This window comes from Parvularcula maris, assembly GCF_024505085.1.
Classification (GTDB): domain Bacteria; phylum Pseudomonadota; class Alphaproteobacteria; order Caulobacterales; family Parvularculaceae; genus Parvularcula; species Parvularcula maris.
Genome location: NZ_JANIBC010000001.1, coordinates 228,857 through 249,367, shown reverse-complemented (window position 1 = coordinate 249,367; position 20,511 = coordinate 228,857). Strand labels below are relative to the sequence as shown.

At 65.4% G+C, this 20,511-nt stretch carries 21 protein-coding genes; 12 read left to right on the top strand and 9 right to left on the bottom strand.

The window, feature by feature from the left end; genetic code table 11:
• The first annotated feature begins 217 nt into the window (after positions 1 to 217).
• Positions 218 to 967, top strand: a complete 750-nt coding sequence (locus NOG11_RS01160) for a sulfite exporter TauE/SafE family protein (protein ID WP_256617787.1) — start codon at positions 218 to 220, stop codon at positions 965 to 967.
• On the opposite strand, the gene NOG11_RS01155 is transcribed toward NOG11_RS01160, so the two are convergent.
• Positions 959 to 1,600: a hypothetical protein gene (locus NOG11_RS01155; RefSeq protein ID WP_256617786.1), complete on the bottom strand. Its 642-nt coding sequence runs from the start codon at positions 1,598 to 1,600 to the stop codon at positions 959 to 961. The genes NOG11_RS01160 and NOG11_RS01155 overlap by 9 nt on opposite strands.
• 262 nt (positions 1,601 to 1,862) lie before the next feature.
• The gene (locus tag NOG11_RS01150) at positions 1,863 to 2,504 is read right to left on the bottom strand and encodes an outer membrane lipoprotein carrier protein LolA (RefSeq protein ID WP_256617785.1); all 642 of its coding nucleotides are present in this window, start codon (positions 2,502 to 2,504) and stop codon (positions 1,863 to 1,865) included.
• Positions 2,505 to 2,662: 158 nt separating this feature from the next.
• Here NOG11_RS01150 and NOG11_RS01145 point away from each other — a divergent pair, with 158 nt between their 5' ends.
• Positions 2,663 to 3,700, top strand: coding sequence for a bifunctional transcriptional activator/DNA repair enzyme AdaA (locus tag NOG11_RS01145; protein WP_256617784.1), 1,038 nt, complete (start codon positions 2,663 to 2,665; stop codon positions 3,698 to 3,700).
• Positions 3,701 to 3,892: 192 nt separating this feature from the next.
• Here NOG11_RS01145 and NOG11_RS01140 read toward each other — a convergent pair whose 3' ends face one another.
• On the bottom strand, positions 3,893 to 6,307 hold the full coding sequence (locus tag NOG11_RS01140) for an FtsK/SpoIIIE family DNA translocase (protein ID WP_256617783.1): 2,415 nt from the start codon (positions 6,305 to 6,307) through the stop codon (positions 3,893 to 3,895).
• Positions 6,308 to 6,656: 349 nt separating this feature from the next.
• On the opposite strand from NOG11_RS01140, the gene NOG11_RS01135 reads away from it, so the two are divergent.
• Positions 6,657 to 7,901 carry an FAD-dependent oxidoreductase gene (locus NOG11_RS01135; protein ID WP_256617782.1) on the top strand — a complete coding sequence of 415 codons (1,245 nt, stop codon included), beginning with the start codon at positions 6,657 to 6,659 and terminating at the stop codon, positions 7,899 to 7,901.
• A gap of 118 nt (positions 7,902 to 8,019) precedes the next feature.
• Complete coding sequence (locus NOG11_RS01130; protein WP_256617781.1) at positions 8,020 to 8,469, top strand: DUF2141 domain-containing protein; 450 nt, start codon at positions 8,020 to 8,022, stop codon at positions 8,467 to 8,469.
• 32 nt (positions 8,470 to 8,501) lie between these two features.
• Here the strand turns inward: NOG11_RS01130 and cutA are convergent, their stop codons facing one another.
• Positions 8,502 to 8,828 (bottom strand): divalent-cation tolerance protein CutA, encoded by a 327-nt coding sequence (cutA, locus tag NOG11_RS01125; protein ID WP_256617780.1) that lies wholly within the window; start codon positions 8,826 to 8,828, stop codon positions 8,502 to 8,504.
• 81 nt (positions 8,829 to 8,909) lie between these two features.
• Between cutA and grpE the strand changes: the two genes are divergently transcribed.
• Entirely contained in the window at positions 8,910 to 9,554 is a 645-nt protein-coding gene (grpE, locus tag NOG11_RS01120; protein WP_256617779.1) for a nucleotide exchange factor GrpE, read from the top strand.
• Between the two features lie 91 nt (positions 9,555 to 9,645).
• Positions 9,646 to 11,562 (top strand): alpha/beta hydrolase family protein, encoded by a 1,917-nt coding sequence (locus NOG11_RS01115; protein WP_256617778.1) that lies wholly within the window; start codon positions 9,646 to 9,648, stop codon positions 11,560 to 11,562.
• Here NOG11_RS01115 and NOG11_RS01110 read toward each other — a convergent pair.
• Genes NOG11_RS01110 through NOG11_RS01100 form a run of 3 tightly spaced genes read right to left on the bottom strand, consistent with a single transcriptional unit; the run spans position 11,559 to position 13,029 of the window.
• On the bottom strand, positions 11,559 to 11,753 hold the full coding sequence (locus tag NOG11_RS01110; protein WP_305888825.1) for a helix-turn-helix transcriptional regulator: 195 nt from the start codon (positions 11,751 to 11,753) through the stop codon (positions 11,559 to 11,561). The genes NOG11_RS01115 and NOG11_RS01110 overlap by 4 nt on opposite strands.
• Positions 11,753 to 12,142 (bottom strand): hypothetical protein, encoded by a 390-nt coding sequence (locus NOG11_RS01105; protein WP_256618241.1) that lies wholly within the window; start codon positions 12,140 to 12,142, stop codon positions 11,753 to 11,755. The genes NOG11_RS01110 and NOG11_RS01105 overlap by 1 nt, the downstream gene beginning before the upstream one ends.
• Complete coding sequence (locus NOG11_RS01100; RefSeq protein WP_256617777.1) at positions 12,139 to 13,029, bottom strand: alpha/beta fold hydrolase; 891 nt, start codon at positions 13,027 to 13,029, stop codon at positions 12,139 to 12,141. The genes NOG11_RS01105 and NOG11_RS01100 overlap by 4 nt, the downstream gene beginning before the upstream one ends.
• 300 nt (positions 13,030 to 13,329) lie before the next feature.
• Here NOG11_RS01100 and dnaK point away from each other — a divergent pair, with 300 nt between their 5' ends.
• The 3 genes from dnaK (at position 13,330) to dapB (ending at position 17,311) form a co-directional block, all read left to right on the top strand.
• A complete protein-coding gene (gene dnaK / locus NOG11_RS01095; RefSeq protein WP_256617776.1) occupies positions 13,330 to 15,252 on the top strand; it encodes a molecular chaperone DnaK in 1,923 nt (640 codons plus the stop codon).
• A gap of 202 nt (positions 15,253 to 15,454) precedes the next feature.
• Positions 15,455 to 16,615 (top strand): molecular chaperone DnaJ, encoded by a 1,161-nt coding sequence (dnaJ, locus tag NOG11_RS01090; RefSeq protein ID WP_256617775.1) that lies wholly within the window; start codon positions 15,455 to 15,457, stop codon positions 16,613 to 16,615.
• Positions 16,616 to 17,311, top strand: coding sequence for a 4-hydroxy-tetrahydrodipicolinate reductase (dapB, locus tag NOG11_RS01085; RefSeq protein WP_256617774.1), 696 nt, complete (start codon positions 16,616 to 16,618; stop codon positions 17,309 to 17,311). It begins immediately after the preceding gene.
• Here the strand turns inward: dapB and NOG11_RS01080 are convergent.
• Positions 17,300 to 17,650 carry a DUF423 domain-containing protein gene (locus tag NOG11_RS01080; protein ID WP_256617772.1) on the bottom strand — a complete coding sequence of 117 codons (351 nt, stop codon included), beginning with the start codon at positions 17,648 to 17,650 and terminating at the stop codon, positions 17,300 to 17,302. The two genes, dapB and NOG11_RS01080, sit on opposite strands and share 12 nt — an antisense overlap.
• 69 nt (positions 17,651 to 17,719) lie before the next feature.
• Between NOG11_RS01080 and NOG11_RS01075 the strand changes: the two genes are divergently transcribed.
• Both NOG11_RS01075 and NOG11_RS01070 read left to right on the top strand, forming a co-directional pair.
• Positions 17,720 to 18,235, top strand: coding sequence for a retropepsin-like aspartic protease family protein (locus NOG11_RS01075; RefSeq protein WP_256617771.1), 516 nt, complete (start codon positions 17,720 to 17,722; stop codon positions 18,233 to 18,235).
• A 54-nt stretch (positions 18,236 to 18,289) separates the two neighbouring features.
• Positions 18,290 to 18,652: a PH domain-containing protein gene (locus NOG11_RS01070; RefSeq protein ID WP_256617770.1), complete on the top strand. Its 363-nt coding sequence runs from the start codon at positions 18,290 to 18,292 to the stop codon at positions 18,650 to 18,652.
• Positions 18,653 to 18,659: 7 nt separating this feature from the next.
• Here the strand turns inward: NOG11_RS01070 and hrcA are convergent, their stop codons facing one another.
• On the bottom strand, positions 18,660 to 19,694 hold the full coding sequence (gene hrcA, locus NOG11_RS01065; RefSeq protein WP_256617769.1) for a heat-inducible transcriptional repressor HrcA: 1,035 nt from the start codon (positions 19,692 to 19,694) through the stop codon (positions 18,660 to 18,662).
• A gap of 111 nt (positions 19,695 to 19,805) precedes the next feature.
• Between hrcA and rph the strand changes: the two genes are divergently transcribed.
• The gene (gene rph / locus NOG11_RS01060) at positions 19,806 to 20,510 is read left to right on the top strand and encodes a ribonuclease PH (protein ID WP_256617768.1); all 705 of its coding nucleotides are present in this window, start codon (positions 19,806 to 19,808) and stop codon (positions 20,508 to 20,510) included.
• Position 20,511: the final 1 nt, after the last annotated feature.

Sequence of the window (20,511 nt, the reverse complement as noted above, 5' to 3'; positions counted from 1 at the left end):
AAGACTGCATGGCAGGCTTCGGGTGAGGGCGTTCTTTGTACCTAGCTTAACTCTCTACTCGCCCTCACTCGACATCGAAGATGTCGATCTCTCCCGGAGGGAGGAATGAGACGGTGCGCTCCTTCATCCACGCTTTCCTCTTCGTCGGTTGAAACCAACCCTCTTCACCCTGCCGCGAGGCTTTGACGCGGCCTGCCGGTGCGGCGAGAAGCCCGCCATGGCAGAGCTCTCCCTCGTCTCCTTCCTCATCATCACGCTGATCAGCTTCCTTGGGGCTGCGATCACCGCGGCTTTCTCCATTGGCGGGGGGCTCTTGCTGATCGGCACGATGAGCGCGCTTCTGCCGCCCCTTGCGGTGATCCCGGTCCATGCGGTGGTGATGACCGGCAGCAACGCCTCCCGCTCCGCCCTTCTCCTGCCCCATGTGGCCTGGCCGATCATCGGCTGGTTCGCGCTTGGTGCTCTTGTCGGCGGTACGATCGGGGCGCAGGTCCTGGTCACCCTCCCGCCCGAGATGCTGCGCCTGGCGGTGGCAGGGTTCATCCTCTTCACCCAGTGGGGGCCGAAGGTGTCGCTGCCGCTCGGTGCGCCCTTCTACAGCCTAGCGGGCGGGCTCTCCATGTTCCTGACCCTGTTCGTGGGCGCGTCGGGGCCGTTCATCACCGCGATCCTGGCGAAGATCCCGAGCTTCTCCCGCCTCGCTCTCATCTCGACGGCGGGAGCCTGCATGACCCTCCAGCACGGGGGGAAAGTCGCGATCTTCGGCCTGCAGGGCTTCGACTACGGGAGCTGGCTGCCGCTGATGGGAGCGGCGCTCGCAGCCGGTTTCGCAGGCACGTTCCTCGGTACCCGCCTCCTGAAGCGCTTCGACGAGCAGTTCTTCCGCGCCGCCCTCAAATGGGTACTGACGGCGCTGGCGCTGTGGCTCATCGCCCTCGCCGTCGGCGCCATGCTCTCCTCAGAATAGCGAGAAGCTCTGGCCCACCACCGAGACCGGCCAGCGGCCGAGCTCGAACAGCTTGAGCTTGTGGGTGAAGAGGTGGTCGGAAAGCTCGATCTCGGGATCGGCCTCGACGGCCAGAAGGGTGAGGGCGGCGGAGGTCGCCGCCTGCACCGCAGCGCCCACGGCCAGGGTCTTCACCGCCTCGTCCTCGATGTCCCAGATCGCGCCCTCCTCCTCCATGGCGAGCTTGGCGCTCTCCCCGGCCTTGGCGCCGACCAGCTTGATGGCGATCTCCAGCGCCTCCTCGGAGACCACTTCGAGGGCACGCCCGATCACCTCGGCTCGGACCAGCTCCTCCGCCTCCCATGCGGGGCTCGCCCAGCCTTCCGTCTCCGCGGCGGCAGCGGCGTCCTCGGGGGTGGGCAGGATGGCGAGGTCCGCTTCGGGGAAGCCGAGCCGGTCCAGATAGCCGCTCGACGCCAGCCGCACGGCGGCAGAGGGCTCCTCGCCCAGATGGGCGAACCAGGAGAAGGCGGAGAGGCCGTAGGCGAGCTTGCGCACACCAAAGAGGAGCGGGATCTCCCGCTCCAGCTCGCCGAACAGCTCAGGGTCCAGCGCTTCGTCTTCGGCGTCATCGAGGGGGTTCAGATCGTTCATCAGCAACAGCTAAGGAGCGCCGCCCCGAAAAAGAAGCGCCCGCCTCCACTGAAATGGAAACGGGCGCAGTCTAGGGCGTCTTTCGAGCCAACGCGGCTCTTTGCGGCTCCAGTTCGGGGGGGCAGAGTTCACCGGAGCCGTACAAGGACGCTAACCAGCGAAACTGTGGCGTTCCAGTTACAGCGCAGTAAAATTTGACTGTAGCAAAATAACAACAACTCAGGGCTGCGAAGCACCAATCCAGGGGCGCAAAAAGCCCCGATCAGTTGTCGCTGAGGAAACTGCCACCCGCTTCGGGTACGCGGAAGAGACGTCCGGAGAGCCGTTTCTTCGCCTCGACATCCTCCAGGCTGACTAGGGTCATCTGTCCGGCGGGGTCCACGAAGGACCATCCCGACAAGGTCAGCGTCTCCGACTCGAACAGGAGAGCGAGGCGGCCGCGCAGGTCCTCGTCGCGGGCCTCGAGCTCGATCTTGATGCCGTGCTGGTCCTCGCGCACCGAGATCACCTGGGCCGCTTCGAGGTCCAGCTCCTTGGAGAGGAGGAAGCGCAATGGGGTCTGGCCGACCGGGTAGCTCGACGTGCTCTCCAGCTCCTCGTCGTGGATATAAACGAGGCCGCCGGTCGCCACGATCAGCATCGGGTTGGGGTCGTCATACTCGAAGCGCAGACGGCCAGGGCGGGAGAGGTAGAACCGGCCTTTGGAGATCTGTCCATCGGGGGCGAACTGGGTGAAGCTGGCCTCTAGGTTGCGGATCGCCTCCAGCCCGGCGGCGGCCTCTTGAAGGAGGCCCATGCTTCGCTCGCTCGAAGCTTCGTCCTGGGCGGCGACACGCGCCGTCGGCACCCCCACCATGGCGGCGGCAGCGGCGAGGAGCACAAGCGGTAGCGAACGTAGCAGCATGATGAAGCCCGGAAATAACCCTTCGCCGATAGGTCTAAGGAGGCTGGGAATTGAATCGAAGTGTCTTACAGGAAATCTCCGGCGCCAGTGCATTCTTGCAACACTCTGACGTCCGAAACCCGGCGCCAGGCCGCGCCGTTTCGTGCTAGCGCCGCGCCATGACCGACCACGCCCTCCTCCATGAAGCTCTCGAAAGCCGTGATCGCGGGGCTGCGGGGGGCTTTCTCTACGGCGTGAAAAGCACCCGGATCGTCTGCCGCTTCGGCTGCCCCTCCCCCGCGCCGAAGCGTGAGAACCGGGTGTTCTTTCCCGATCTCCAAAGCGCGAAGAACGGCGGCTACCGCCCCTGCCTTCGCTGCAGACCGGATGAGGAGGCAGAACCGCTGGTGGATGAGCTGATGGGCCTCCTGAGGTCCGAACCGGACGTTGTCTGGTCCGAAGCGCTGCTCAAGGAGCGAGGCTACTGCCCGCGAAGGGTGCGCCGCGCGTTCCTGCGGACCCACGGGAGGAGCTTCCTCGATATGGCGCGAAGACAGCGCGTGGTCGCAGGGTCTTCTGCGAGGCAAGGAGGGGAGAAGACGATCGAGGCGCAGCTCAGCGCAGGGTTCGAAAGCGCCAGCGGGTTCCGAGAGGCGGTGACGAAGCTTCTGGGCCGGTCGCTCAAGGAGGTCAGCCGCCCCTCCCCCTTGGGTCTGACCTTCATCCCCACGCCCTTAGGCGACATGATCGCCGCGACGACGGAGGAGGCCCTCTATCTTCTCGAGTTCGCCGACCGCCCCGAGCTGCCCAAGGAGCTTCGCTCGGTGGAGACCGATGCCGGGCACACGCTCAGCCTACAGCGGAACAAGGGAACCGAGGCCGTCGAGAGAGAGGTCGCCGCCTATTTCGCCGGGGACCTCAACGCCTTCGCCCAGATGCCCGTCCGCTACGGCACGGCGTTCACCAGCTCCGTGCACGACGCCCTCTGCACCATCCCGCCGGGCACCACGATCAGCTACAAGGAGCTCGCCGAGAAAATCAGCAGGCCGGGGGCCTTTAGGGCCGTCGCCCGCGCCAATGCCGCCAACCGCCTAGCGATCATCGTCCCCTGCCACCGAGTCATCGCCTCGGGCGGCAAGGTCTCAGGCTATGCGGGCGGGGTGTGGCGCAAGGAGTGGCTTTTGGAGCATGAGAAGAGGTATGCGGAGGGCTGCTGATCCCTTCTTCTTTTAGTATGTATATCCCACGCTTCATTCTGCCGTCATCCCGGCCGCAGCGGAGCGACGAGCCGGGACCTATGGACCGTGCCGACCCAGCTGTTACAGCGGTAAGGTCCATGGGTCCCGGATAAGCCTCACGGCTTTCCAGGATGACGAACCTCTCCGCACTTCTACTAAAGCGATGGAAGGCTACGCCGCATCCTCACCCAGTAGCACCTCGCGCTTGCCCGCATGGTTCGCCGGAGAGATCACGCCCTCATCCTCCAGCTTCTCGATCAGCGAGGCGGCGCGGTTATAGCCGATCTGTAGGCGGCGCTGCAGGTAGGAGGTGGAGGCCTTCCTGTCCCGCGCCACGATGGCGACGGCCTGGTCGAAGAGGGCATCGCCCGAGCCCGTATTGCCGCCGAGGTCGAGGCCGAGCTGGCTCGCCGTCTCATCATCATCCTCGCCGCCCTCGGTGACCTCCTGGACGTAGTCCGGCTTGCCCTGGGATTTCAGGTGCTCGACGATCTTCTCGACCTCGCCATCGGCCACGAAAGCGCCGTGCACACGGGTGACGCGCCCGCCGCCCGCCATATAGAGCATATCGCCCTGGCCGAGGAGCTGCTCGGCGCCCTGCTCGCCCAGGATCGTGCGCGAGTCGATCTTGGACGTCACCTGAAAGCTGATCCGGGTGGGGAAGTTCGCCTTAATGGTACCAGTGATGACGTCTACGGACGGTCTCTGGGTCGCCATGATGAGGTGGATGCCCGCCGCCCTCGCCATCTGGGCGAGGCGCTGGACCATCGCCTCGATGTCCTTGCCGGCGACCATCATGAGGTCTGCTACCTCGTCGATCACCACGACGATGAAGGGCATCTTGTCCTCGTCGAGGGTCTCCTCCTCGTAGGTCGGCTCGCCGGTTTCGGGGTCGTAGCCCGAGTGGACCCGGCGCACGAGCTGCTCGCCGGAGGCTTTGGCCTCCTCGACCTTCTCGTTGAAGCCGGTAATGTTCCGCACGCCGACCATGGACATGCGCTTGTAGCGCTCCTCCATCTCGCGCACGGTCCATTTAAGAGCGACCACGGCCTTCCTAGGGTCGGTCACCACCGGTGCTAGGAGGTGCGGGATGCCCTCATAGACCGAGAGCTCCAGCATCTTGGGGTCCACCATGATGAGCTTACACTCTTCAGGGGGCAGACGGTAGAGGAGCGAGAGGATCATCGTGTTGATCCCCACCGACTTGCCCGAGCCCGTGGTGCCCGCGATCAGAAGGTGGGGCATCTTGGCGAGATCCGCGTACTGAGGCTGTCCGCCGATGTCCTTGCCCAGCGCCAGGGTCAGGCCCTTGCCGTCCTCGAACTTCTCCGTGGTCAGCATCTCGCGGAAGAGAACCATCTCCCGGTCATCATTGGGAAGCTCGATGCCGATGGCGTTCCTGCCGGGCACCACGGCCACGCGGCAGGCCACCGCCGACATGGAGCGGGCGATGTCGTCGGCGAGGCCGATGACGCGAGAGGATTTGACGCCCGCCGCGGGCTCCAGCTCATAGAGGGTAACCACGGGGCCGGGGCGTACACCGATGATCTCGCCGCCGATCTTGAAGTCGGCGAGAACCCGCTCCAGCATCCGTGCCCGCTCCTCGAGCTCGGCATCGGAGAGGATCTTCCGGTCCTTAGGCGAAGGCGCCTTGAGAAGGGCGACGCTCGGATACTGATAGGCCTCGCCGGGCTTGCGCATCTTGGGCCGGTTCTTCGGCGCCACCTTGCGCACTTCGCGCTTAACCCTTGGCTCCTTCGGCGCCTGCGGGCGGACCACAGGTGGGGCGGGAGCGGGTTCGGCCTCCTCCAGCTCTGCCGGCTCTTCCTCGAAGGCTTCTTCCGCTTGCGGCGCATCGTCGATCAGGCCGACCACGGGGCCGATCTCGCGCAGGGACTGGGTCTCGGCCTCGGGCTCGTGACGCAGGCGTTCGGCCAGCTTCTCCGCGGCCTCGAGCGCCGTCTGGTAGCTGTAGACGATGGCGTCCGAGGCCGCCGCCAGATGCGCTAGTGTCAGCCCTCCTGCATGCCCGAGGAGCCAGGCGGCGCCTGCCCCGAACAGCACGGCGCAGAGGGTGACGGGGAACGGGACCGACACAGCCTTCAGTACCGAGACCGTTCCTCCCAAGAGAAGATCGCCGGTTAGTCCACCGAGGCTCACCACGAAGGGCCAGTCCAAAGGTTTGGGCCATGCGGCAAGGCAGGCTGCGGCGAGGAGCGTTCCAAGGGTCAGGCTGCCGAGTTTCAGCCACGAAGAGAGCGGCGTGATCCGGTGGGTGCCGTAAAGCGCAGCGTCCACCCCCCAGAGGAGCAGTACGAAAAGAAGACCCAGTGCACTCCCCCCCAGGCCCTGCAGCATCAGGTCGCTGACGGACGCGCCTAGCGTGCCGCCGAAATTCGCAGCCGCCTCGCGCGGCGTGGCGTTGGAGAGGGAGGGGTCGGAGATGTCGAAGCTGAAGACCGAGAGCAGCGTGAACACGGCAGCCAGCACCAGGGCCGCGCCCCCCGACCGGCCGATCAGGCGGCGGATGGCGGCGCGCAGGGTCTCCTGCGGGTCCGGCTCACGGGACGGTCTGGCGCGCGGCACGTCTACTCGCTCTCCTCTCACAAGGGGCCAATAAGGGGGAAGCGTGGTTAAGGGTTTGTTGATGGGCGCAGGGGGTGGGGGGTCTCAACGGCCAAAGGGAAGTGCGACGCACTGCCTCTCCCGCCTCCGGGAGAGGTCAAAGGCTGCGGTAGCAGGCTTTGGGAGAGGGCCTCGGCGAAGCCGTTCTGCTGCGCTCGGCATCAAGACTCGCGCTCAAAGCACCCTCACCCTCGGTCCCTCTCCCGCACGCGGGAGAGGGAGGCGGTACAACCACACTCACCGCCTAGTTTCTCATCGTTGGTCCATTTGCCCCTTTGCGCCCGAGCCCCGCTCGCTCTACCTCCCCACCATGACCGAACGCCATGATGTCTGCGTCGTCGGTGCCGGGCTGACCGGGCGCCTCCTTGCTCTTGCCCTGGCCCATCAGGGGCTCGACGTGATGTTGGCTGATAGAGCCGAGGCGGGCACGCCCAGCGATGACGGCCGCACCACCGCCCTCGCCTATGCCTCCGTCCGCCTGTTCAAGCGTCTAGGGCTCTGGGAGACGCTAGGTCCCAAGGCCGAGCCCATCACCGACATCCTCGTCTCCAACGGCGAGCCGCGCGACCGCTTCCGCCGCGGCGGCCTGTTCGGCGGGCAGCTCCATTTCCCCAGCACCCTTCTCGGCAACACCCCCGAGGAGAGCGAGCCGGCGCTGGGCTACATCGTGGAGAACAAGGACATGGTGGAGGCGATGAGGGCAGCTTCCGAAGCCTCCCCCATCATCGAGCGCTACCGCGCCGAGGTCGATCATTACGACACCTCCGAGCCCGGATGCGGCACGGTCCACTTCACGAACGGAGAGTGCGCCGAGGTGGCGCTTGTCGCGGCCTGCGACGGGCGCCGCTCGCCGCTTCGCCAGCAGGCAGGGCTCAAGACCCTGGGCTGGCACTACAACCAGCGGGCGATCATCGTGAACCTCTCCTGCGAGAAGCCCCACCACGGCGTCGCGCACGAGGTCTTCTACCCCGACGGGCCCTTCGCCATCCTGCCCATGCGCGGCAACATGGTCTCGATCGTCTGGACCGAGAAGGAGGCCGCCGCGAAGAGCTATCTGGCGCTGGATGACGAGGCCTTCCTCGCCGCCGTGGCCGAGCGGGTCGGCGACCACCTGGGCAAGCTGACCCTGGCATCGAAGCGGCAGAGCTTCCCCCTCTCCCTCCTCTACGCGCCGAAGCTGACGGCGGAGCGGCTGGTCCTCGCCGGGGACGCCGCCCACGGCATCCACCCCATTGCGGGCCAGGGTTTCAACCTCGGGGTCAAGGATGTCGCGGCGCTGGCGGATGTTCTGTGCAAGGCGCGTCAGACCGGCCTCGACCTCGGCCACGGCACGGTGCTCGCCCGTTACGACCGCTGGCGCCGCTTCGACAGCACGGCGCTTGCTTTGGGTACGGACAGTCTCGTCCGCCTCTTCTCGGGCAGCTTCGCGCCGCTCAAGCATGCCCGCGGTCTGGGCCTCGGCCTCGTCCAGCGCTCGGACATGGCGAGGCGCTTCTTCATGCGCGTCTCCGGCGCCGATCTCGGCGAGCTGCCCCGCCTGATGCAGCCTCTATAAAAAATTCCAACGCAGGCGGACATTCCGCCGCAGCTATTACACTTGGGTCAGCAGGCGGAATGATCACCCCGGTGCTTCCGTTGGTCTGTTGTCAGTCAGACAGCAATGGAGCCTATCCATGATCAAGATTCTTACCGCCACCACCGCCCTTGCCGCCTTCGCGTTCGCCCCTGCCATCGCTGGCGAGTGGGGTGACAAGAAGGACAAGATGGAGACCGCTTCGACCACCGTCGAGATCGAGATCGAAGGCGTCGAAGAGGACCAGGGCACGGTCTATGTCGCCCTTCAGACGAAGGACGAGTTCGCCAAGACCGACGGCAAATACGCCCAGACCGTCGAGGCCGACGATGACGAGGTCGAGGTGACCTTCGAGGGTGTCGAGCCGGGTGAGTATGCCGTGGCCGTGTTCCAGGACACCGATGGCGACGGCACGCTCACTCTTGACGGCCAGATGCCCTCCGAACCCTACGCCTTCTCCGGCGAAGTCGAGGGCGCGCCCACCTTCGAAGCCGCTGCCGTGATGGTGGAAGGCGAAGAGGCCGAGATCGAAATCGACCTCGAACAGTAGTTTTCCAGTACCTCTAGGTTCACCCCGGTCTCTTAGTGGGCCGGGGTGCCCTTCACTTCCTTCTCCACCCAAGCCGCATAGCCGTCCGAAGCACCTGCCGCCTCAAGGACGATAATCTCCGGCTCGTCATAGGGGTGCTCTTCCAGGACAGCGCGCCGAAGCGCCGGCACCCGCGCTGTGGTGGTCTTGAAGGTCATCCGCACCTCCTCCTCGAACTCCACACTCCCCTCCCAGCGGTAGAGGCTCGTGATCGGCTCGAGCTGCACGCAGGCCGCCAGCCGCTGTCCTAGCATCTCCCTCGCCAGGCTTTCCGCCTCCTCGCGGCTTCCCATCGTCGTGATCAGCAGCGAAAGCGTCATCTTGAACCCCTGGCTTGAATGGGCGGGACGGGAAGGATACATGCCGCCCTCCCCAGCATCATCTAGAACGGATCAGCCCGCATGAGCGAGAAGAACGGCCAGGACATCTCCTCCCCCCAAGAAGATGTGAACGCTGAAGCCGCCGGCGCGGACACCGCAGCCGAGCCCGCCTTCGACATCCCCGACCATCTCACCGACGCCGCCCTCGACGGGGGCAAGATCAAGGAGCTGGCCGAGGCCCGCATCAAGGAGCTCGAAGCGCAGGTCGAGGCGGAGAAGGAGCGCACCCTGCGCATCGCCGCCGATCTCGAGAACACCCGCCGGAGGGCCGAGCGCGAGAAGAGCGAGGCCGCCCGCTACGGCATCACGAACTTCGCCCGCGACCTCCTCTCTGTTGCCGACAACTTCTCCCGCGCCCTGGAGCTCGCGCCGGAAGACCCCGCTCAGATGGATGCGGACGGTTTCAAGGGCCTCATCAACGGTATGCGGATGACCGAGAAGGAGCTGATGACAATCTTCGAGCGTCACGGCATCCAACGGGTCTCCCCGGCAGGCGAGAAGTTCGACCCCAACATCCACCAGGCCATCGCCCAGGTCCCCGGCAACGGAGAGCCCAAGGACCACGTGGTCGACGTCGCGGCTCCCGGCTTCACCATCGGCGACCGGGTCATCCGCGCGGCCATGGTGACGGTCTCGACCGGCGCGGGGGCTTCTACCGAGGGCTAAACGCCTGGTACTGCATCTCTTCTCCCCCTGCCCCTTGAGTATGAACTCCCGGTAGTCTTTGATCGGGTCAGCAAGGGGCGGAGAAGACGAGATGAGCGTTATCAGTCTGTTGGCAGGGGCGGCCTTGGCGGCAGCGCCTCTCGAAGACCCGGCAGCGGCCTTTGGAGCCCGGCCGCTTCTATCCGACCTCGACGTATCCCCGAACGGCAAGATCTACAGCGCGCTCATCCGGAGCGGCGGCGAGAGCGGCGTTGGCGTCTTCACGGTCGATGACGGCCTCAAATTTCTTCGGTTCGTCCGCGACGACGGCAACCGTAAGATCGAACAGGCGTTCTGGAAACGGGACGACCTTCTCGTCTTCAGCGCCCGTCTTCCAGGCGAGCGTTACGGCACCGAGACGGTCGAGACCAGGCTGCTCTCCACCAATATCGAGACCGGCAAGATCGAGACGCTGTTCGACCGCGCCTATCCGAAGGGCGGCGGGGTACCGCAGATTCAAAGCAACGTCGTTTCAATTCTCAAAAACGACCCAGAGCACATCTACGTTCAGTACACACCCTACCGCAGCAATCACAACGGCGTCTTCAAAGTCAATATCGACAAAAGCAGGCGCCACCCCATGGTCCAGGCGCCGAAGGATCGCAGCATCCACTGGATGGCCGATGCGAAGGGTAACATCAGAGCCACGCTCGGTCTGGCCAATGAGCGCGAGCTGCGCCTGCGGATCGAAACCTCCGAAGGCAAATGGGGTAATTTCGCCCATCGCGTGGCCGATGGCAGTCCTGAGTTCAGCGTGGTCGGCTTCCCCGAAGAGCCTGGAAAGGCCTATGTGGTCTCGGGCCACGAGAGCGATGTGGGTGGGCTCTACCTGTTCGATGCGGATACGGACCGTTTCGCCGAGAAGATCTTCAGCCACCCCACCTCCGAGATCTACGGCATCAGGCAGGATCCCATCAGCGGCGAGGTCATCGGCGTCTATTACGCCGAAGACTCCGCCGAGGTGGAATGGCTGGGCGACAGCCTGCCGCTGAAAACGGTCGAGGCGATCGAAAAGGTCACCGACTACGATCACCTCTCGTTCCAGCGCCTCAACCTCACCGGCTCGTCGGCCGTTCTGTTCGCCAGCAACGGGATGCGTCCTGGCCGGTACCTGGTCTTCGACTACGCCACCAGCAAGCTGATGGAGATGCCGAGCCAGTACCCCAGCCTCGAGGGCGTGGAGCTCGGCAGGGTCTTTCCCGTTACCTACGGTGCCCGCGACGGTCTCAGCATCCCGGCTTTCGTTACCCTCCCTCCGTCTTTCTCGGAACTCGGTCAGGCGCAGAACCTGCCCTTCATCGTCTTGCCCCATGGCGGCCCCACGGCGCGCGACTTCATGGGCTTCGACTGGCTGGCGCAGTTCCTGGCCCACCGCGGCTACGGCGTGCTGCAGATGAACTTCCGCGGATCCTCCGGCTACGGCGCGGAGTTCAAGCAGGCAGGCAGCCGGCAATGGGGCCAGGCCATGCAGGACGACATCACCGACGGCGCCGCGTGGCTCGTGGAACAGGGCCTTGCCGCGCCCGGCAAGATGAGCATTCTGGGCGCGTCCTATGGCGGCTACGCAGCGCTGATGGGGGCCGTGAAGACCCCCGATCTCTTCCGCTGCGCCGTGTCGATCAACGGCGTCTCCGATCTGCCCAAAGTGCTTTCGGACGAACGGGACTTCAGAGGCGGCAAATACGGCACGCGGCATATCGGACGCCTCTGGAAGGACCGGAAGATGCTGGCCGAGAACTCCCCCGCACGCCGGGCCGAGGACGTCCAGGTCCCGATCCTTCTCATTGCGGGCGAGGACGACCGCGTCGTTCCCATCGGTCATTCGGAACGCATGAACAAGGCGCTCGAGCGGGAAGGCAAGGATGTCCGCTTCGTCGAGCTCGAAGAAGGCTCGCACTACCTCGATGTCGGCGAGAACCGCATCCGGGCGCTACGCGAGATCGACAGCTTCCTGGAAGGCTGCCGTTAGGCATCGGGCCGGAAGACCTCCTCGATCCTCCGGCCGAACACCGAGGCTAGCTTGAAGGCGAGAGCCAGCGAAGGGTCGTGCTTGCCTCGCTCGATCGCGTTGATCGCCTGCCGCGACACCCCGATCCTCTCGCCGAGTTCGCCTTGGCTGAGACCGAGCTCAGCGCGCATCTCGCGCACACGGTTCTCCATCAGGAGAGACGCATACGGACGGGAATCTGTGCGAGCCCCGCACCCCCCATCAAAGCGGGCCAGACCCAGATCAGCCCTATGGCCGGCAGACCTAGCGGCTCCTGAACGAAGGCGTAGGCGAAGCTCGTCAGACCGACGACCACCATGGAGACCAGACAGCTCTCGGCAATGACGCGGCGCTGGAACTCGTCCATGGTCGCAACGAAACGCAGCACCACCGGTACGATCAGCACCGCGGCGGCGGCTGGACCGAGAAGCAGCGCGATACGCAGCGCTTGAGGCCAACCTTCTGTATCGAGAACATTCATGGCGATGAGCGCGACGGCGTAGAGGGTGAGGACGGCTATTAGCTCCGCCGTGTACCGCGCGGATCTCGGTTTGCCGCTCACAGCTCGCCCTCCAGAACGCGCTCGATCTCCTTCCGGAAGGCATCCGGCGCATCAAGCATGATGAAGTGACGCGAAGGCTCGATCACCCTGAACTCGACATTCGTCATGTCCCGATACTGCGCTTCATAGCGCGACAGCACCGCCTCACGGGGGAAGCCGATGCTCGGGTCAAAGGGGACAAGTACCGTTACGGGCACGTCCACCTTCTGAAAGGCAGCGGAGTAGTCCGTAGTCATCAGCTCGAGAAAGGCGGTCTTCGCAGCGGCGGTGTCCGCCGTCTGAACATCTGCGAAGACCTTCGACTGGCTTTCCTCGGTCATGGCCTGTCGCGAAAGGCCCTGCTTCGCCATGCCGAGCCACGCTTCGGGCGAGAGAGTATCGAGCTGGCGCCTCTGAAGTTCTCGCGAGCCTGCGGCGCCGTCTGGTGTGGCGTTGGGATTGAACAGGCCCGCAAGGAAAGGAACGGAGTCCACGATCACCACATGCGAGATGCGCCGTGACCGCCCCGCCGTCAGCATCGCCGCCACTCCCCCCATGGAGTGGCCGACCAGCACCGCCTCCTCGACCTCCTCCGATCGCAGATACGCGGCCAAGTCGTTTGCTAGCGGCTCTACGAACGCACTGAGATCGTCTGGCGCCTCCGTGCCCCCGAAGCCTTTCGCCGTCACCTCATGCCTCGCGATGCGCAGGCTGGACATGGTATCTTCGAACACGGCGGGCGTAGACATGAGGCCTGGGATGAGGACGACGTCCGGCCCGGTCCCCTCCGCCTCGACCATCACCCGTCCCCCCGGCGGATGGGCACGCAGCTTGGCATCAGCGCTCACCCACAAAGCTACGGCGATCCCGACGGCAGCGGCAAACAGGCCGTTCCTTCTCCTACGCATGGCAAACCCTTTCTGACTTCGTGTTTTGTAAGGTATGCCTTACACTACCGACTGTCAAGCAAACCTGACAGTCGGACCATCCCTTATCGTCAGAAGGCCTCGGCGGCGGCGCCTGGTCTCTTTTTCCCACATCCCCGCCCCGGCCCTGTTGCATCGGCGACCCATCTTCACCACATCCCGCTCGCTGGACGGGCTTCCGCCCTCCATCCGCATCTGTTTTGACCTAAGGGGCGCACCGCTCCGGGGGCCTCACCGAAGGGGACCCGGCACCGCCGCCCGCTGATAAGGAGAGAAGACCCTATGGCGAAAGTCATCGGTATTGACCTGGGTACAACCAACTCGTGCGTTGCCGTCATGGAAGGCGGCGAAGCCAAGGTGATCGAGAACGCAGAAGGCCTGAGGACCACCCCCTCGGTGGTCGCCTTCACCGGAGACGGTGAGCGCCTGATCGGCCAGCCCGCCGTCCGTCAGGCCGTCACCAACCCCGAAAACACCTTTTTTGCCATCAAGCGCCTGATCGGCCGCACCTTCGACGACCCCACGGTCAAGAAGGACCAGGGCATGGTCCCCTACAACATCGTTAAGGGCGACAATGGCGATGCTTGGGTCGAGGCCAAGGGCGAGAAATACGCGCCATCGCAGGTCTCCGCTTTCGTCCTGCAAAAGATGAAAGAGACCGCCGAGCGTTACCTTGGCGATACCGTCACCCAGGCCGTGATCACGGTTCCCGCCTACTTCAACGACGCCCAGCGCCAGGCCACCAAGGACGCGGGCAAGATCGCCGGCCTCGAAGTGCTGCGCATCATCAACGAGCCGACGGCGGCTGCCCTCGCCTACGGCCTCGACAAGCAGGAAGGTAAGACCATCGCGGTCTACGACCTCGGCGGCGGCACCTTCGACGTCTCGATCCTGGAGATCGGGGACGGCGTCTTCGAGGTGAAGTCCACCAATGGCGACACGTTCCTGGGCGGTGAGGACTTCGACCTTCGCCTGGTCGACTACCTCGCGGACGAGTTCAAGAAGGACAACGGCATCGACCTGCGCCAGGACAAGCTGGCCCTGCAGCGCCTCAAGGAAGAGGCCGAGAAGGCCAAGAAGGAGCTCAGCTCCGCCTCGCAGTACGAGGTGAACCTGCCCTACATCACCGCTGATGCGACGGGTCCGAAGCACCTCAACGTCAAGCTCACCCGCGCCAAGTTCGAAAGCCTCGTCGAGGACCTCGTCAAGCGCACCATCGAGCCGATGAAGGCCGCCATGAAGGATGCCGGTGTCTCGGCTTCCGAGGTGGATGAGGTGGTCCTGGTGGGCGGCATGACCCGCATGCCGAAGATCCAGGAGACGGTGAAGCAGTTCTTCGGCAAGGAGCCCCATAAGGGCGTGAATCCCGACGAGGTCGTGGCTAGAGGCGCCGCCATCCAGGCCGGTGTCCTCCAGGGCGACGTCAAGGACGTGCTGCTCCTCGACGTGACGCCCCTATCCCTGGGCATCGAGACCCTGGGCGGTGTGTTCACGCGCCTCATCGACCGCAACACGACGATCCCGACCAAGAAGTCCCAGACCTTCTCCACGGCCGAGGACAACCAGTCGGCGGTGACCATCCGCGTCGCCCAGGGCGAGCGCGAGATGGCGGCGGACAACAAGCTGCTCGGCCAGTTCGACCTCGTGGGCATCCCCCCGGCTCCGCGCGGCGTGCCGCAGATCGAAGTGACCTTCGACATTGACGCCAACGGCCTCGTCAACGTGTCTGCCAAGGACAAGGCGACCGGCAAGGAGCAGTCGATCCGCATCCAGGCCTCCGGTGGTCTCTCGGATGCCGACATCGAGCAGATGGTCAAGGACGCCGAAGCCAATGCCGAGGCTGACAAGTCACGGCGCGAGCTGGTCGAGGCCAGGAACCAGGCCGAGTCGCTGGCCCACTCCACCGAAAGCTCCCTCAAAGAGCACGGCGACAAGATCGGCGATGCCGAGAAGAAGCAGATCGAGGAGGCCATCGCCGATGTCCGCACAACCCTCGAAAAGGACGACGTCACCGCCGACGAGGTCAACGAGAAGGTCCAGGCCCTCGCCACCGCCTCGATGAAGCTCGGCGAGGCGATCTACTCCGAAGGCAACGCTCAGGCCGAACAGGACGCCGCTGCCGCAGCAGCAGCCGACGACGCAGCCCAGGACGCCGAGATCGTCGACGCCGACTTCGAGGAAGTGGGCGAGGACGAGAAGCGGTAGGCTTCCTGCTACTGAAACCCGGAGAGGCCCGCTTCGGCGGGTCTCTTCACATTTGAGCCTTGGCTAACTACTTCTTTCGTCATCCCGGAAGGCCAAAGGCCTATCCGGGACCCATTCTGCTACGGTCGTTTCGATGAACGATGTCGGGTTCTTGGGTCCAGGGTTCGCCTGGAATGACGGGTGAAAAACGACGGCAGACCGAATGGCACAAGACTATTACGACCTCCTAGGCGTGGAGCGGAGCGCGGATCCGGCGGCGATCAAGTCGGCCTTCCGCAAGCTCGCCATGAAGTACCACCCCGACCGGAACCCCGGCGACGAGGAGGCGGAGCGCAAGTTCAAGGAAATCGGCGAGGCCTATGAGGTGCTCTCCGACGAGCAGAAGAAAGCGGCCTATGACCGCTTCGGCCATGCGGCGTTCCAGAACGGCGGCATGGGCGGAGCCGGGGGCATGGGCGGCAGCTTTGGCGGCGGCGCGGGGGCGTTCTCGGACATCTTCGAAGACATCTTCGGCGACTTCATGGGTGGCCAGCAGAGCGGCAGGGCCAGGGGCCGCAACCAGGCTCAGCGCGGCGCCGACCTTAAATACGACCTCTCCATCAGCCTGGAGGAGGCCTTCTCTGGCATCGAGAAGGAGGTCACCATCCCCTCCTCCGAGGCCTGCGATGTCTGCGAGGGCTCCGGCGCCAAGCCTGGTACCAAGCCCACCACCTGCTCGACCTGCGGCGGCGCTGGCCGGGTCAGGGCACAACAGGGCTTCTTCACCGTGGAGCGCACCTGCCCCACCTGCCAGGGCCAGGGTGAGATCATCACCGCGCCTTGCGACAATTGCGGCGGCCAGGGCCGGGTGCGCAAGACAAGAACTCTCCAGGTCGACGTGCCCCCCGGCGTCGAGGACGGCACCCGTATCCGCCTCACCGGTGAGGGGGAGGCGGGCCTGCGCGGCGGGCCGTTCGGCGACCTATACCTCTTCGTCTCGGTGGAGGACCACGACCTCTTTGAGCGAGACGGCCCGGACCTCTACTGCGACGCCCATGTGCCCATGGTGACGGCGGCGCTAGGCGGTGAGATCGAGGTGCCCACCGTCGAGGGCGGCAGGGTCAAGATCAAGATCCCCGAGGGCAGCCAGACCGGCACCAAGTTCCGCCTGCGCTCCTCCGGCATGACCCAGCTCAGGCGCAAGACCCGCGGCGACATGTATGTGGAGCTGCGCGTCGAGACGCCGACCAACCTCACCCAGCACCAGAAAGAGCTCCTCCGCGAGTTCTGCGCTGAAGGCGACGGTGCCGACTGCCCTAAATCCAACGACTTCGCGGGCAAGGCCAAGGACTTCTGGTCGAAGCTCTCAGGGACGGACGGCTAGATGAGGATCGCGCTACTGGGCGGCGAGGGCCGCATGGGCCGGGCGATCAAGGCGCTGGCCCAGACCCACGACTACCCCCCTTCCGGCGAGGAGGGCGGCACGGATGTGCTGATCGACTTCTCTTCGCCTGCAGGAACGAAGGAGGCGGCGGCCTACTGCGCCTCCCACAACATCCCCCTCGTCACCGGCACCACCGGCCTCAGCGAGGACGAGCAGATGGCTGTGAAGGAAGCCGCCAAGAAGGTCGCCATCGTCCAGTCGGGCAACATGTCCCTAGGCGTGACCCTGCTGAAGCGCTTGGTGGCCGAGGCGGCGACGGCGCTCGAAGGCTACGATATCGAGATCCTCGAAACCCATCACCGCCATAAGAAAGACAGCCCCTCGGGCACCGCGCTCCTCCTCGGCGAGGCGGCGGCAAGGGCCAGGGATACGGCGCTTCTGGAAGCGGCGCGCTTCACCCGTCACGGCCGCAGCGAGGAGCGCAGGCCTGAGGAGATCGGCTTCGCGGTCAGGCGCGGCGGCGGGGTCTACGGCGAGCATGAGGTCGGGTTCTACGGCGACGGTGAGACCGTCACCCTCAGCCATCAGGCGCTAGGCCGGGACGGCTTCGCGCGCGGCGCGCTGGCAGCGGCCCGGTGGGTCGTAAAGCATGACAAGCCCGGCCTCTACGGCATGGACGACGTCCTAGGCCTGTGAGCGGAAGGCCTCGACCGCGATCCCTGCCCATCCGGCCAGCATGAGCACCCCGCCTACCGGCGTCACCGCACCCAACACCCGCGGCGCACCGAGCGCCATGGCGTAGAGCGTGCCGGAGAAGACCAGCGCTCCAGCCAGAAGCAGTCCTGCGGGCCACACGCCCCGTCCCGCTGCGAGCCACCCAGCGGCCAGCGCCGCATGCACCAGCGCATAGAGGGTCGCGGTCTGCCACCACCCCATCTCTTTCGGGGTCAGCCGCCCCTCCAGACCATGGGCACCGAAAGCGCCGAGGGCCACCGTGACGAACCCCACCAGCCCCGCTACCATCAAGAGCTTCATCGGCGCGCGATCCTCCCTATCTAGAGTGTAGGGCTCCGTGCCACGCAACCGAACAGGCAGGCAACCGCTTTGCAGAACAACGGCTTCTACATCCTCGCCACCCTGGCCGTGGTCATCCTCTTCTTCGGCCTGCGAAGCGTCGATGATGAGGGGCGCTTCAACCCCTTGCGCGAGCCGGCACCTACTAGGATCGTCGTCGAGGAGGGCATGCCGAAGGAGATCGTGGTCAGCGCCCGCCGCGACGGCCACTTCATCGTCCGCGGCGAGCTTCAGGGCCAGCGAGTCGAGCTTCTCGTCGACACCGGCGCCAGCGTCACCACCCTGCGCGAAAGCGACGCGGCCAAGGCGGGCATCCGCCCCATGCCGCGCGACTACAACCGCCCCCTGTCCACCGCCAACGGTGAGGTGCTGGGCGCCAGCTACACCCTCCCCTCCCTGACGATCGAGGGGGTGGAGCTCGAGAACCTCGACATCGTGGTCCTCCCGGACGACCGGCTCGGCGGCAACCTCCTCGGCGTCAACGCCCTCGACCGCTTCGCCGAGCGAAGGACCCGTGACGGCAAGCTCACGCTTTATACGGAGTAGTCGGGGACTGTATCGTGACCTTGTTCAGTTCGGTCAGGCAGGTAAGCAAGACTGATGTCCATCCTCTTCGGCACCGCTGACAAAGTTTCCAACGAGAAAGCTACCGAGCGTCTCGGCTCCTTTTTGATCGAAGGCGAAGAGATTCTACTCTCCTTCAAGACCTACCGGGACTTCTACGCCCTGACGAACAAGCGCCTCCTGTCGCTGGACGTCCAGGGCATGACAGGTTCGAAGAAGGAAGTCAGGTCCGTCAGTTGGGGGAAGGTCTCTGGCTTCTCCATCGAGGGGGCGGGCACCTTCGACTCCGATGCCGAACTGAAACTCTGGGTTTCCGGCATGCCGATGATCGAGGTGAAGCTTGATCGCAGTACACCGATCGAAGACATCCAGCGTGTCATCGCCGAGCGCACGCTTTAGATACTTCCTACTTCAACCCTCGCGAGATCACCTCGGCCGTGTAGTTCACAAGCGGAATGACCCTGCCGTAGTTGAGCCTCGTCGGGCCGATCACACCCAAAACGCCAATGATGTTGTTGCCTGCGTCGCGGTAGGGCGCTGCGACCACGGACGATCCCGACAGGGAGAAGAGCCGGTTCTCCGCGCCGATGAAGATGCGCACCCCCTCCCCCTCGCGGGCGGCTTCGAGAAGATCGAGGAGCCCTTCCTTCCTCTCCAGCTCGTCGAAGAGCTGCTGCACCCGCTCGAGGTCTCCTTGCGCCCCCTCTAGTAGCCTGCTCTGCCCGCGGACGATCAGGCGTCTCGCCCCCCTGCTCGGCCCGGTGGTCAGCTCGGCGATGCCGCGCCGGGCAAGCTCCGCCGTCAGCTCGTCGAGCTGCGTGGCCTTGGCGGCGATCTCCCGGTCCACGAGCTGACGCGCCTCGGACAGGCTGCGCCCGGCTAGCTGCGCGTTGAGGTAGTTGGCCGCCTCGATCAGCGCCGAGCCGGGCAGGCCGCGGGGCAGCTCGATCAGGCGGTTCTCCACATCGCCGCCTGCATCCACTAGGACAGCCAGCGCGCGGGCCTCGTCGAGGCGCACGAACTCGAGATGCTTGAGGGGCCGGTCCGTCTTGGACGCCATGACCAGGCTCGCCATGCTGGTCAGCCCCGACAGCATCCCCGCCGCATGGTCGAGCATGCCGTCGGGATCGGTCGGCGATGAGTGCTGCATCAGCGCCGCGCGCTCGTCCGAGGTCGGCTCGCCCACCTCCAGCATCCCGTCCACGAAGAGCCTGAGGCCCCGCTCGGTGGGCAGCCGCCCGGCAGAGGTGTGGGGAGCTTCCAGAAGGCCCAGCTCGGTCAGGTCCGCCATGACGTTGCGGATGGTGGCGGGCGAGACGTCCACCCCGTCGGCCCGCGACAGGGTACGGCTGCCTACGGGCTCGCCGGTCTCGAGATAGGTCTCGACTAGGTTCTTGAACAAGGCGCGCGAGCGGGCGTCGATGTCGGTGAGTTTGGTCACCCCCCTACCCTAGACCGCTGATGCCGATTTGAGGAGACCATGCGCAACCCCCTCCTTGGCGGCTGCGAAGGAGACGTCTAGGGCCGACCAAGCCCAACCAAAGGACACCCCATGCGCCCCTCCGGCAGGACCTTCAACGAACTCCGCCCCGTCAGCATCGAGACCGGGGTCAACCGCTATGCCGAGGGGTCGTGCCTGATCAAATGCGGCAACACCCATGTGCTCTGCACCGCGAGCTGGGACGAGAGCGTGCCGCCCTGGATGCGCGGGCGCGGCGAGGGCTGGGTGACGGCGGAGTACTCGATGCTGCCCCGCGCCACCCACACCCGCGGGCGTCGCGACACCAAGAACGGCCCCTCCGGCCGGACCCAGGAGATCCAGCGGCTGATCGGGCGCTCCTTGCGCGCCGTGGTGGACTTCAAGACCCTGGGCGAGCGGCAGATCATGATCGACTGCGACGTCATCCAGGCCGATGGCGGCACGCGCTGCGCCTCGATCACCGGCGGCTTCGTGGCCCTGCGCGAGGCGGTGCGCTGGGCGCTGAAGGACGGGGTCATCAAGAACGATCCGCTGACGGGTTCAGTGGCGGCGATCTCCTGCGGCCTTTACGGCGGTGGCCCGGTGGCCGATCTTGACTATGATGAGGATTCGAATGCCCAGGCCGACGCCAACTTCGTCATGACCGGCGATGGCGGCCTCGTCGAGGTCCAGGCGACGGCGGAGGGCGACCCCTTCTCCGAAGAGCAGTTCCAGGCCCTCTTCACCCTGGCCAAGAAGGGCTGCCAGGAGCTGACGGCGAAGCAGAACGAGGTCTGAT